Origin of the sequence: Halomonas sp. IOP_14, assembly GCF_021021315.1 — a bacterium.
Classification (GTDB): Bacteria; Pseudomonadota; Gammaproteobacteria; order Pseudomonadales; family Halomonadaceae; genus Vreelandella; species Vreelandella titanicae.
Window position 1 is genome coordinate 134676 of record NZ_JAINWD010000004.1, and the last position, 12574, is coordinate 147249.

The window sequence follows — 12574 nt, forward strand, 5'->3', positions numbered from 1 at the left end:
CTCCTTTCACATGTTTTGATGGCTGCCAATGCGTTAGCATAGCGCGCTTAATGCCTTGCTGTTGATTGACTATGTCGAATTCCACTGCCTTTGCACGTTCTGATGGTGCAATGACTGACCAGAAACTTGCTCGCCTTGCCGACCTGATTAAAACCTGGGGGCGAGAGCTGGGTTTTCAGCAGGTGGGCATCACCGATACTGAACTGTCGGCTCATGAAGACCACCTCGACGCGTGGCTGGAAAAGGGCTACCACGGCGAAATGGGCTTTATGGCCAAGCATGGCACCAAGCGCACTCGCCCAGAGGAGCTGGAACCCGGCACTCAACGCATTATCAGCGTGCGTATGGATTACCTGCCCGCCGAGGTGGAGAGCACCAAGGTGCTCGGTCAGCCCAACCGCGCCTATGTATCGCGCTACGCCCTTGGCCGTGATTATCACAAGCTAATCCGCAAACGGTTAGCCCTATTAGCAAAAAAAATTGAGCAGGAAGTCGGCAGCTTCGGTTACCGCGCTTTTGTCGACTCAGCGCCGGTGATGGAACGCGCCCTGGCTCAAAAAGCGGGGCTCGGCTGGTTTGGCAAAAACGCCATGCTGCTCAACCCCAAGGCGGGTTCGCTGTTTTTTGTTGGCGAACTCTATACTGACCTTCCATTGCCCATTGACGCACCGTTTGAGCACGAACACTGCGGTAGCTGTAACGCGTGCAAAGTGGCCTGCCCCACCGGTGCCATTGTTGACGATAAAGTGGTCGACTCGCGCAAGTGCATTTCGTATCTCACTATTGAGTTGCACGGGGCGATTCCAGTCGAGTTTCGTCGCGCCATGGGCAACCGTATTTACGGCTGCGATGACTGCCAATTGGTATGCCCTTTTACGCGTTTTACCCATATTACCCAGGAAGATGACTTTGAGCCGCGCCATGACCTGGATCGCGCATCGCTTATTAGCCTGTTTGGCTGGGGCGAAGCGGAGTTTCTGGATAAAACCGCTGGCAGCCCCATTCGGCGCATTGGCTACCAGCGCTGGCTGCGCAATATCGCCATTGGCCTGGGTAACGCGCCCTGGAGCGAGGCCGTTGAAGCCGCGCTCTGGGCGCGCAGAGCCTACCCAAGCTCGCTGGTGCGTGAACACGTCGCCTGGGCGCTTGAGGAGCAGCGTCTTAAACGCAGTGAGCGCATTGCCACTGACGCGTCTTAAACGCTACTCTTCTTAGCTATTCTTCTTCGTCGCTGCGCTGATCAACGCGTAAAAATGTATTGCGGTAGTGGGCCAGCTCGGCAATCGACTCTTTAATATCGTCCATGGCCAAGTGCACATTCTGTTTACTAAAGCCCGCCAGCGCACCGGGGTTCCAGCGTTTGGCCACTTCTTTTATGGTAGACACATCAAGATTGCGGTAGTGGAAAAAGTTGAGCAACGCAGGCATTTCACGCTCGAGAAAACGACGATCCTGATGGATGCTGTTGCCACACATGGGCGACGAACCTGCCACTGCGTACTGCTGCAAAAACGCCAGGGTTTGCTGCTCAGCTTCAGCGGTTTCCACTTGGCTTGCCTTCACGCGTGCGACTAAGCCTGATTCGCCGTGGGTTTTCTGGTTCCAGTCATCCATCTGCGCCAGCAGACTATCGGGCTGCTTCACCGCAATAACCGGCCCCTCGGCGACCACATTCAAATCCGCATCTGTAATGAGCGTGGCTACTTCAATGATGCGCTCTTTATTAGGATCGAGACCGGTCATCTCTAGATCAATCCACACCAGCAGATCATTCCGCGGCGCTGTTTTTCCTTCTGTTGCACCCGTCGTATCGTTGCTCATTACCGTTATCCTTTTGCCTAAATGGCTATTCACACCATGCCATTGTGCCTTAAATTTACGCTTACAGTTAAACACGGGCCTGTGGACGTTTCAGCGTGAATCACGACGAAACGTCCACAGGCCCTATAAATTCTCGCACTTTAACACGAGGGGAAACAGTCCCGCATTTGCCGCTGAAGCTATATCATCAGCAAACTATGCCGTTTTAATTATGGGTAAAGGTTCACAAGCAGATCTCTGATTTAATTGGCATTTAAGTAGAAACAATGTTCACAAGATCGCCGTCACCCTTGGAAAGTTTATTAATATTGCGTGCCATCGTTAACTGGCGGCGCTTTACCGTACCGTGTGTCCATCCTGACATGTGCGGGGTCATAATCACGTTGTCTAATTCATGGAAAGGAAGAGAAGCGGGTAAAGGGTTAGACTCTGAGCCTGCTGGATAGACATACCAAGTATCTATGACCGCGCTAGCAATTCTCGACTCATTTAGGGCATCAAATAACGCTTTCTCATCAACCACGCGGCCACGACCAACATTGACAAAAACAGCGCTCCTTTTCATATCTTTAAACTCTTTTTGACCAATAAAACCTTCAGTATCTTTAGACAGCGGAAGCGTATTAACGACAATATCGACATCTTTCAACATAGAAGATAGATCATCAAAAGCATAATATTTTTTTATTTGGTTAGACGCTTCAACTATGCTCCTATTTGCTATTGAAACATCCATTCCAAAAGCATGAGCTCGACTTGCCAATTCTTTCCCAATATGTCCAAAACCGATGATACCTATGGATTCAGAAGATAGCTCAGTGCGTAGGCCTGATGCACCACCAGCCCAATACTCCCAGTCACCATGTCTTAATTTTTTATCAGCATCCGCTAGAGGAACATGTCTCAGCAGCAGAGCTGATATAATATACTCAACGATGGCTTGCTCATGGCCAAAACAATTACAGACCGTTGTTGTGCTTGGAAGCAGAGAGAGGTCTAAACCGTCATAACCAGCGCCTGGGACATGAAACAACTTTGTTTTTGTTAAAGTAGGTAGCGATGAATCATGTTTGACACCAACAATGACATCGGCACCGGCATAGCAAGCAATATCTTCTTCGGATTCGAGCGTATCTGGCAACAGTTTTATGGTGTGATCGTCCTCAAGAAGGGATTCAAAATTGCTAAAAAATGTTTGTGCATTTTTGCCATGAAAGACTATGTCCATGGAAGCTCCAGTATTGTTATTAAATTAAGGTTGTTTAAATTCCATTCTTACATCAAAGACACTAGGAGGTAATTCATCGCTTAAAACCGGCAACATATCTTTCACAAAGTCAATAAGCTTATCAGATGCCAGTGCGGCTTGTTCTGGCTTACCGGAAAGTATGGCATCCAGGACAGCGATATGACCTTCCACGGTACTATCAAGACTTTCCCCACCGGCAGTATAGGAGTGATAAACCCAGCCAATTCTTCGAAAAATAGTATGCAGAGGTCTAAGCGTATACTGTAGAAAAGGCTCACCGCACGCGGAAAGCACCATTTGGTCTATTTTGCTATCATAAGCATTGAATTCAGAGATAGTTAAAGACTCACTTGTTTTTAACAAGTTAGCTATGTGGCGAAACTGACTTCTTTGCGCGTCGCTTGCCCTTTGGCTAGCCAGCGATATAACAAACCTTTCAAGGTCTCGACGTAAGTCAAGCAGTAATGAAGCACGAGACAAGTCTATTGGTGAAATCTGGACACCTTGTCGCGGATGAATAATCATTAACGTATCAGCAGCCAAACGAGTTGTCGCCTGATACACCGGCATTCGATTAAAGCCTGTCATCGTTTGTAAGTCTTGAATCCTAAGATGGCTGCCTGGCTTTAGCTCGCAGGTGACAATGAGTTCTTCAAGCTTATCATAGGCGAGATCAAGCAGGTTCTGACCCGCATTACTAGTTTTATTGCTCATATCTATTCAGCCATTGTTATCGGACAAAACTTGCCTATTTTTCCATGCATAAGCTCGCCAAATAAAATATTATACTTGGTAAATAAATAAAAATACTCATCGCACCTTTCATAGCAAACACAAATCTAACATTCAATCAACCTCTATCAAAAAAAGCACAACAAATTACCATGTAAAAACTCATTTTCCGTCAAAATCAAGCTGAACTTTCATGGATTTTTCACGCAGAGAAGCTAGATCGAAAGCAGACTTTGCCTCTCCAAAAGGTATAACTGAAGATACGAAAGGTTTTAAATCAACCACCTTTCTATCAATAAGATCAGCTGCCTGGGAAAATTCCTCGTCAAAGCGGAAGCTCCCCATCATCTTAACCTCCTTAGCAACCGCTAAATTTAAGGGAAATGGAATCTCACCACCTAAACCGACCAAAATAATAATACCGCCGGGCTTAATAATCTCTAATGCCGACGCAAGTGCTTTGGGGCTACCCGAGCATTCAAAGATAACATCTTGGCTACCCTTCCCGTGAGCAAGGGAGGTCAACGCATCTGGTTGGCTATTGAGATTAACACTACGATGCGCACCTAATTGAGCCGCAATCGCTAAAGGAGCATCAGAAAGATCTGTCGCGGTAATATATTGAGCCCCAGCACGAGCAGCAGAAAGTACCGTTAAGCAGCCAATCGGCCCGCATCCCGAGACTAATACGTTACTCCCGACCAAAGAGCCTGCTTGGCGTACAGCATGGAGGCAAACGGCTAAAGGCTCTGCGCAAGCAGCATATGTCAGGTCAGTATCGGGTTGTAGCGGGTAGAGTTGTTGGGCTGGAATCGTGACATTTTGGCGAAACAACCCCTGTTGATGAGGAAAACGCATGGCACTTCCAAAAAAACGCATGTCTTCGCATTGGTTTCGTTGGCCATTTTGACAGTACTGGCATGTGCCACAAGGCATAGAAGGATTCACAGCCACCTTATCGCCCACTTTCAAATGTGAAACACCTATGCCAAGTTCCGCGACAACACCAGCTACTTCATGTCCTAGAACCATAGGCTCTTGCAACCTTACCGCACCAAAACCGCCGTTATGGAAGTAATGAAGGTCAGAGCCGCAAATACCACCTTTACTAATCGTTATTTTTGCTTCACCTGAACCAGGCGGATGCGCTTCTTGATGCTCTTCGACGCGCAAGTCACCGGGGGAGTGTATGACTATTGTTTGCATAAAGGCCCCCTATAGCACTGATATCATGCCGCCATCAGCATAAATTATTTGTCCATTAACATAGGCTGAAGCAGCGGAGCTAAGGTAAATGGCTGTTCCTGCGAGTTCCTCAGGCTTTCCCCAACGACGGGCAGGTGTTCGGCTTTTTACCCATGCATCAAAATCTGGGTTTGAGGTTAGGGCTTCATTCATATCAGTCAACATATAACCAGGCCCAATGGCGTTAGCCTGGATACCATGCTCTCCCCACTCAGCTGCCATCGCCTTAGTCAGCATTTTAACCCCACCCTTGGCTACCGTGTAGGGAGCAACCGTTGCCCGGGCTAGCTCACTGGTTAGGGATCCGATATTAATTATCTTTCCGTGACCACGCTCAATCATTCGCTTTGCCGCTTCTCTGCCGACAACAAAAGCTGAGGTTAAATTAGTATCGATTACACGGTGCCAATCGGATGTTTCAAGCTCAACCATCGGCTTTCTAAATTGTATTCCGGCATTATTTATCAAAATGTCAATATTGATACCAGCTTTATCGAATTGGTCGAAGGCTGATTTAATCTCGCTTTCATTGGTGACATCAAAAGCTGCTATTTCGACATGATAGCCACTCTGAGTCATCTCTCTTTTAGCTGCCTCTAGCCTCTCTAGGCTCGTGCCATTAAGAATGATCGAAGCTCCAGCACTTGCAAGCCCCTCGGCAAAAGCGCGACCCAAGCCCCGTGAAGAGCCGGTAATGAGAGCGGTTTTACCTGTTAAATCAAAAAGATTCGTTGCCATGGGTATCTCCTTTAAAGTGACGTTTTTCTCACGCTCAAATCGGAGCGTTTAAAGAAAGTGGGCAGTAATTCAACACCAAGCCCTGGCCCTTCCATGGGGTATACAAAGCCATTCTCGATTTTGGGTACAGCCGTTACCAACTCGGTGTACCAGCCTCGATAAAAAGCTCTTACACTCTCCTGAATGAGCGTGTTTGGCTGGCTAAACGACATATGAATGGCGGCCACAAACCCGACCGGGCCAATACAGTCATGAGGAGCAAAAGGGCGATGCCAGGTTTCGGCAAGGGAGGCTATTTTGCGCCCTTCTGTTAACCCCCCTGTCCAGCAGAGATCGACCATAACCACATGGGTTGCGTCACGATCCAGCATGTCTTTATAGGGCCAACGAGAGCCAAGCGTTTCACTGGCACACGTCCAAACAGAGGTAGAAGCGGCAAACTCAGCAAGTGCTTGCGGTGAGTTCATTCGGATGGGGTCTTCATACCAAGTGGGATTAAATTGCTCCAATTCCTTAGCAATATTTTTTGCGGTCGGTAAATTCCACTGAGAATGAAACTCAACCATGATGTCAATTTCATCGCCAACAGCCTTACGTATTTCTTCGAAAGGTTTTATCGCTTTTTTCATTTGCGGTGAGGTGATGTACTGGCCACGCGTCTCAGCAGCAGCGGGGTCAAATGGCCAGATTTTCATTGCCGTAATACCCGACTCCAGGAGATTTTCAGCTAACTGCGCTGGGCGGTTCATAAAGCCGTCCAGATCCTCATAAGGCCCCTCTGAGGCACCTATATTCCAATTTGAAACCGGCTTGATATTGTTGGTTCGAACGTAACGATAACCTGCGCAAGTGTTATATATACGAATTTTCTCCCAACAAAGCCCCCCTAACATTTGGTGGACTGGCTGGTTACATACTTTACCAAAGATATCCCAGAGAGCTATGTCGATAGCAGAGGCTGCGCGGTATTCAGCGCCTGTTGAAGACTGCGCCATGGGGAGTGATACCATCTCTTTGTGCAAAGCCTCAATATGAAGAGGATCTTTGCCCAACAATCGCTCGGAAAGTGTTTCGTGTATATGGGCCTCTACAGCCCCAGCACCATAAAATGTTTCACCTAAACCGACGATACCAGCATCCGTTTCAACGTGTACCCAAAGCACATTGGAAAATTCTTTTAGTCGATATGTTTTTATCGCTGTTATTTTCATTTTTAATCCTTTTTAGCTGAGTGCGGCAGGCAACCAAAGTGCTATACCAGGAAAAGCCAACATAAATACCAGTATTGCTATTTGTATAAGCATAAATGGCCAAAGCGAAGCGTATATTGTTTGAAGGCTGATCTCAGGTGGGGCAACACTTTTCAAATAAAATGCAGCCGGCCCAAATGGAGGTGACAAAAATGCAACTTGCATCGTTAGTGAAAAGAGCACACCAAACCATACTGGGTCATAACCTAAATGAGTTACAATGGGTACAAAAATAGGAATTGTAAGAAGCAGTATTCCAATCCAATCCATAAACAGCCCAAGCACAAAAAACACGAGCATCATAACCAAGATTGTTGCAAAGGGAGAAATACCTAGCCCAGCAATAAAGCTAGTAACATACTGTTGCCCCCCTGAGAGATTGTATATTCCAATTAATACAGCTGCGCCAAAAGTTACCCATAAAATGATACCGCATGACAGGAGCGTCCTTTTAAGCGCTTGCCACACTAACTCTTTGCAAAGCTCTTTGCGTGCATATATCACCATAAGGGTGGCGCCCACAGCTACCCCAGCTGCTTCTGTAATTGATGTTATTCCACCATAGATGCACCCAAACACGATAAAAATTAGCAACAGAAACGGAAGGAAACCATGAATGATGTCCTTCCAACCAATGGCTTCGACTTCTACTTTATCGGGCATTGGGGCTAGGTTTGGATTTAACGTACAACGAATATAGATATAAGCATAATAGGCAAGCGCTAATACAAAGCCTGGAACAAATGAAGCGAGAAACAATTTATGCACTGAGACTTCGGCGGTGAGCCCATAAACAATTAGTACAATTGACGGAGGGATCATTGTCCCCAAGGAACCGCCAGCACAGATCACTCCAATTGCCAGTTTTTTATCATAGTTAAGCCTCAACATTTGAGGTAGTGCCACTAGACCGAGCAGAACAATCTCACCACCTATGATACCGCTTATGGCAGCCATAAAGATGGATATAACAAGCGTAACGGTCATTACGCCACCTTTTCGGTGTCCAAATAGTTTATTGAGACTATTGTAAAGGTCGTGGGCTATTCTCGATCTTTCTAACAGCGTTGCCATAAATATAAACAACGGAATAGAGAGTAATGCATACTCAGTAGCCAGCCCATATATCGTTTTGTGGGCAATGGCGATGACGGGAGTACCATAATTAAAGTAAGCGATTGTGATCGCAAGAGAGCCCGCAGCAAAGGCCAGCGGCACACCTATAGCCATCAGAAATAGAACGCCAAGAACAAGTACTAGGGTAATTAACTCAATCGACACGTCCCTTCTCCTCAGCCAGTGAGCGAGTGTCGATCCCCCGCATATTGTTGACGAAATTGATAATCGCGTAGATCGCTATTATCAGTGCTGCGCACACTATGGCAGGCTTGACTGTCGCAGGTATGGGAGGGTTCCAAGCGGTACCAAAGCGCTCCCACGTTGACAATGCTTTCCATGAACTGGGCCAACCGAACCAGGATACCGCCAAGCAGTAAGTAAGCACGCAAATAAGCTGGATACAGTCGAATACTCGCTTTAGCCAAGATGGCGAAGCGTCATATAAGACGGTAATACGGAGGTGTTGGTCGAGCTGCATTGCATAGACACCTGCCGCCGCATAAAGAATCGCAGATAACCAAAGTGCCAGCTCATTGGCCCAAAGGGTGGGAGCTTTAAATATATACCTGGCTAACACTTCGTAAAAAGTGACGGCCACAATCACGAGTAGCAGCAAAGAAAAAAGTGCCGTTATTGTTTTTGCAATCGATGACTTATGCTTAGCAGGTGGCATAGAGTCTCTCCTTGAGTAAGCCGAGGCCTAATGGCCTCGGTTTATTGGCATTTTCATCTATTCAAGGATGCCTATTTTCGTCATATAGGCGATATGTGAATCGTACGCGGCTTTCGCTTCAGGACTACGTGTCGACCAATCTTCCCACACTGCTTGAGCTGCTTCCCTGAATACCTGACGGTCTTCCTCGCTCCAATCGTGTAGAGTTACACCTTCTTGTCTAAGTTCTACTGCTGCTTGACGATCGAGCATCGTGGAGTCTTGAACTATCTCCAATGCAATGGTATCCAGAGCAGAACGAAGTATTTGTTGCTCTGCTTCACTAAGGCTATTCCACTTTTCAAGATTCATCGCCACGTGCTCAATGGGCATTGAATGAAAACCCGGATAAGTAGCATGCTCTGCTATATCGTAGAGACCTAAACCTTTATTCACTGCCAAGGTGGATGCATCCGCGCCGGAAACGGTTCCTGTGGACATCGCCGTAAACACTTCACCAAAAGGCATTACAACTGGGCCAGCTCCCAAACTTGCAAATATTTCAGACTCCATACCAGGAGGAGAGCGGAACTTCCAACCATCTATATCTTCTATCCCCGCTAACTCAGTAGTCGAGCTGAGCGCTTCAGGAGTCGCGACAAACACTCCAACCAAGTGCATATCAAACTTGTGATATAGTTCGTTAGCTAGCTCTAATCCACCTCCATCTTTATACCAACCGATTAACTCGTGAGGTGTGTTGTACCCTCCCATGATATCGCCATAAAATTGAAAGGCTGGATTTTTACCCGTTATATATCCTGCCCCTGTTGCATCACCATCAATAATTCCCATGCTGGCTGACTCAAATGCCTCAGACGCTTTCACTACTGCTGAGTCAGTATGCATTTTTATATCTAAACTACCGCCTGACATTTCGTTTGCCAAATCGGCAAATCTAATAAGAGCCTCCCCTTGTAGCGATGAGGAACTATGATGCGTTTGAAAGTTAAGCGTTGTTACATCTTGCGCGTAACTGTTGGTTAAAGGCGTGAGTAAAGCAATGCCAAGCGCTGCTACGATAGATCTTTTTATAGTTTTCATAAGCTGCTCCATGTTTGCGATGCATGCTGTGATATATCACAAAATATTAATAGCAGCCCTCAGATTGCTGTGTCAAATAGCCCTTGGTGAAGATTTTTTAAAGACCCATAAAAAGACTAGTGAGACCTATGCTTATACAACCCTATAATTCAGCCTGGCTCAGAACATAAAATGTATAAGAATACATTTTATGTTATATAAAACAATTCCTTACGAGAGCCACTCCGATTTCAGGTGCATACGACATAAGGTCATCTGATTTGACGCCCACAGTAAATGCGTAGTGAGCAGCTACAATGCCTTATACTAATTGATGAGTGCTCTTGAGACATTTCACCAGACAGAGCGAGCGCACAACCTTCGCGAATCTCACCTTTAGCACGGTTACGATACCTTGTAATGCTTAGCCTTTAGGTGTTGATGAGAGCACTGCAATGAGTAGCAGAATTGAATGCAACCTGAATAGTGAAAAACAAAATAATACTTAAGGAGCCTCTGATTAACGTAATGAGTGAAGGCCAGACAAGGCAAAAATCAACGAAAAAGCGGAGTTTACGGGTTGTAAATGAGCATTTTGATCGGACTCGCGCACGAGGCGATTTTTAACGCCGTATGGTCGAGCGCAATAGTTAATCAGAGGTTTCTTAAATAACACTGAAAATAGACCCTTCAAGCAGCTACAAAGGAGAGCTTGGCTACTTGATGGCATCTTTGATAAGTACAATCACACCTTTGATAGGTACAATGACATCTATTGTAGCGATCATCAGGTGGTCATGAGCAAACGTAAATTAAGTCGCCAGCAGCAGTGGCGAGTCGAGAAAGTCCAGGCGGAACGTGCCCAGCGCGCCGAAAAGCGCGATGTGCAAGACGCTGAAAAACTCGCCGCCGGTGAATACGGTGCCGAACAGCCGGGCCGTGTCGTTGCTCACTTTGGACGCACCCTGGAGGTGCGCAATAGCGATAATGAACCGGTGCGCTGTCACTTACGCGCCAACTTGGATGGCCTAGTTACCGGCGACAGAGTGATATGGCGCGCAGGGCAAGAAGGCTCCGGCGTGGTGGTGGCACGGGAAGAGCGCGACAGCGTGCTAAAGCGCCCCGACGCTCGCGGCCTGCTCAAACCGGTGGCCGCCAATATTGATCAGCTATTGATCGTATTTGCGGTCGAACCCGCACCTCACGCCAACCTTATCGATCGCTATCTGGTCGCCGCCGAGGCCACCGGTATAGCGCCAGTGCTGGTCCTCAATAAAACCGACCTGCTGCCAGAAGATGGCGGCGAGTTAGGCAAATTATTAGAACGCTACCGCGATTTGGGCTATCCCGTCGTACGCACCACCACCGCTACCGAAACCGGGCTGGATGATCTGCGCAGCCAGCTTGAAGGCCGCACCTCGGTATTCGTCGGTCAAAGCGGCGTGGGCAAATCTTCGCTAATCGACCTGCTGCTACCCGATGAAACCCTGCGCATTGGCGCGCTCTCGGAAGACTCGCGCAAAGGTACTCACACCACCACCACGGCACGCCTCTATACCATGAGTCGCGCTGAAGTGGCCGACGGCGATCTCATCGACTCACCGGGTATTCGCGAGTTTGGCCTGGTGCACCTCAACGAGCAGGAAGTCACCGACGGCTTTATTGAGTTTCACGACTATATTGGTCACTGCCGCTTCCGCGACTGCCGCCACCGCAATGAGCCAGGCTGTGCTTTACTCGCAGCGGTCGAGGCAGGCAAGATTCATCCAGCACGCTTTACCAGCTACCGGCGCATACTTGATAGCTTGGATAGCTAGGATTTAGAGGAGTTACTCATGAGCACCGAAAGCCAATCGTCGGAATCCAACCTGCTGCCGCTAATCGTTGAGTCTGAACAGCTGCAGGAACATTTGGATGACCCACAGCTGCTGATTATCGATGTACCGGTCAACGGCGATAGCTATCGCCAAGGCCATGTGCCTGGGGCTATCTTCCTCGATTTTCGCTACTTGATGCGCGGTGAAGGGCCTGTGCCCAGCGACGTTCCCAGCGTCGAGGCGCTATCAAGGCTGTTCAGTGCCCTGGGCTTAACCCGCGATACTCACGTGGTCGCTTACGACGACGAAGGCGGCGGTTGGGCGGCACGGTTACTGTGGACGCTAGACCTGATCGGCCACACTCGCTACTCCTATTTGAACGGCGGCATTCACGCCTGGCGCGATGCGGGCCTGGAAGAGAGCACAGAACCGACCGCCCCAACCCCCAGCGAATACCACGCTGAGTTTCTCAACCCCCAAGCCCTGATTACCTGCGACGAAATCAAAGAAAAGCTCGATGATAGGCAGTTTGCGGTATGGGATGCGCGCTCCAAAGATGAGTACGATGGCTTACGCGGTAACAACAAGCACCTGGGCCATATTCCTGGGGCGGTCAATATGGATTGGCTCCACGCCATGGATCGCAATCGTGCGCTACGTATACGCGATTACGCCGAGCTGATCACCGAGCTAGGCGCCCTGGGCCTCACGCCCGACATGGAAATTGCCACCCACTGCCAAAGCCACCACCGCAGCAGCTTCACCTGGCTGGTGGGCAAGGCACTGGGCTTTAATATGCGCGGCTACGCGGGCTCCTGGGGTGAATGGGGCAACCGCGACGACACACCGATTGAGAAGTGAAAATATT

Annotated in this window: 12 protein-coding genes; 3 read left to right on the forward strand and 9 right to left on the reverse strand. The window is 48.2% G+C overall.

Annotation, left to right across the window (positions count from 1 at the left end):
• Positions 1 to 71 precede the first annotated feature (71 nt).
• Positions 72 to 1199, forward strand: coding sequence for a tRNA epoxyqueuosine(34) reductase QueG (gene queG, locus K7H09_RS05170; RefSeq protein WP_442908116.1), 1128 nt, complete (start codon positions 72 to 74; stop codon positions 1197 to 1199).
• A 16-nt stretch (positions 1200 to 1215) separates the two neighbouring features.
• Here the strand turns inward: queG and orn are convergent, their stop codons facing one another.
• The 9 genes from orn to K7H09_RS05215 form a co-directional block, all read right to left on the reverse strand.
• On the reverse strand, positions 1216 to 1821 hold the full coding sequence (gene orn / locus K7H09_RS05175) for an oligoribonuclease (protein ID WP_039859766.1): 606 nt from the start codon (positions 1819 to 1821) through the stop codon (positions 1216 to 1218).
• A 253-nt stretch (positions 1822 to 2074) separates the two neighbouring features.
• Positions 2075 to 3049, reverse strand: coding sequence for a 2-hydroxyacid dehydrogenase (locus K7H09_RS05180; RefSeq protein WP_009287756.1), 975 nt, complete (start codon positions 3047 to 3049; stop codon positions 2075 to 2077).
• A gap of 24 nt (positions 3050 to 3073) precedes the next feature.
• Positions 3074 to 3784, reverse strand: coding sequence for a GntR family transcriptional regulator (locus K7H09_RS05185; protein WP_051052087.1), 711 nt, complete (start codon positions 3782 to 3784; stop codon positions 3074 to 3076).
• Between the two features lie 180 nt (positions 3785 to 3964).
• Positions 3965 to 5008, reverse strand: a complete 1044-nt coding sequence (locus tag K7H09_RS05190) for an L-idonate 5-dehydrogenase (protein ID WP_027959059.1) — start codon at positions 5006 to 5008, stop codon at positions 3965 to 3967.
• 9 nt (positions 5009 to 5017) lie between these two features.
• Entirely contained in the window at positions 5018 to 5785 is a 768-nt protein-coding gene (locus K7H09_RS05195; protein WP_230803864.1) for an SDR family oxidoreductase, read from the reverse strand.
• Between the two features lie 11 nt (positions 5786 to 5796).
• Positions 5797 to 6996, reverse strand: coding sequence for a mandelate racemase/muconate lactonizing enzyme family protein (locus tag K7H09_RS05200; RefSeq protein WP_022523977.1), 1200 nt, complete (start codon positions 6994 to 6996; stop codon positions 5797 to 5799).
• A gap of 12 nt (positions 6997 to 7008) precedes the next feature.
• Positions 7009 to 8316 (reverse strand): TRAP transporter large permease, encoded by a 1308-nt coding sequence (locus K7H09_RS05205; protein ID WP_230803867.1) that lies wholly within the window; start codon positions 8314 to 8316, stop codon positions 7009 to 7011.
• On the reverse strand, positions 8306 to 8827 hold the full coding sequence (locus K7H09_RS05210) for a TRAP transporter small permease subunit (RefSeq protein WP_041158029.1): 522 nt from the start codon (positions 8825 to 8827) through the stop codon (positions 8306 to 8308). Before K7H09_RS05210 ends, K7H09_RS05205 begins: the two co-directional genes overlap by 11 nt.
• Before the next feature lie 57 nt (positions 8828 to 8884).
• Positions 8885 to 9910, reverse strand: a complete 1026-nt coding sequence (locus tag K7H09_RS05215; protein ID WP_027959055.1) for a TRAP transporter substrate-binding protein — start codon at positions 9908 to 9910, stop codon at positions 8885 to 8887.
• 776 nt (positions 9911 to 10686) lie between these two features.
• Between K7H09_RS05215 and rsgA the strand changes: the two genes are divergently transcribed.
• The gene (rsgA, locus tag K7H09_RS05220; protein WP_022523982.1) at positions 10687 to 11706 is read left to right on the forward strand and encodes a small ribosomal subunit biogenesis GTPase RsgA; all 1020 of its coding nucleotides are present in this window, start codon (positions 10687 to 10689) and stop codon (positions 11704 to 11706) included.
• A gap of 18 nt (positions 11707 to 11724) precedes the next feature.
• A complete protein-coding gene (locus K7H09_RS05225) occupies positions 11725 to 12567 on the forward strand; it encodes a sulfurtransferase (protein ID WP_230803870.1) in 843 nt (280 codons plus the stop codon).
• The last annotated feature ends 7 nt before the right edge of the window (positions 12568 to 12574 follow it).

Excerpts from the sequence above, each read along its gene's own strand:
- queG (WP_442908116.1), top strand. The coding sequence starts at position 72 with ATGTCGAATTCCACTGCCTTTGCACGTTCTGATGGTGCAATGACTGAC.
- orn (WP_039859766.1), bottom strand. The coding sequence starts at position 1,821 with ATGAGCAACGATACGACGGGTGCAACAGAAGGAAAAACAGCGCCGCGG.
- K7H09_RS05180 (WP_009287756.1), bottom strand. The coding sequence starts at position 3,049 with ATGGACATAGTCTTTCATGGCAAAAATGCACAAACATTTTTTAGCAAT.
- K7H09_RS05185 (WP_051052087.1), bottom strand. The coding sequence starts at position 3,784 with ATGAGCAATAAAACTAGTAATGCGGGTCAGAACCTGCTTGATCTCGCC.
- K7H09_RS05190 (WP_027959059.1), bottom strand. The coding sequence starts at position 5,008 with ATGCAAACAATAGTCATACACTCCCCCGGTGACTTGCGCGTCGAAGAG.
- K7H09_RS05195 (WP_230803864.1), bottom strand. The coding sequence starts at position 5,785 with ATGGCAACGAATCTTTTTGATTTAACAGGTAAAACCGCTCTCATTACC.
- K7H09_RS05200 (WP_022523977.1), bottom strand. The coding sequence starts at position 6,996 with ATGAAAATAACAGCGATAAAAACATATCGACTAAAAGAATTTTCCAAT.
- K7H09_RS05210 (WP_041158029.1), bottom strand. The coding sequence starts at position 8,827 with ATGCCACCTGCTAAGCATAAGTCATCGATTGCAAAAACAATAACGGCA.
- K7H09_RS05215 (WP_027959055.1), bottom strand. The coding sequence starts at position 9,910 with ATGAAAACTATAAAAAGATCTATCGTAGCAGCGCTTGGCATTGCTTTA.
- rsgA (WP_022523982.1), top strand. The coding sequence starts at position 10,687 with ATGAGCAAACGTAAATTAAGTCGCCAGCAGCAGTGGCGAGTCGAGAAA.
- K7H09_RS05225 (WP_230803870.1), top strand. The coding sequence starts at position 11,725 with ATGAGCACCGAAAGCCAATCGTCGGAATCCAACCTGCTGCCGCTAATC.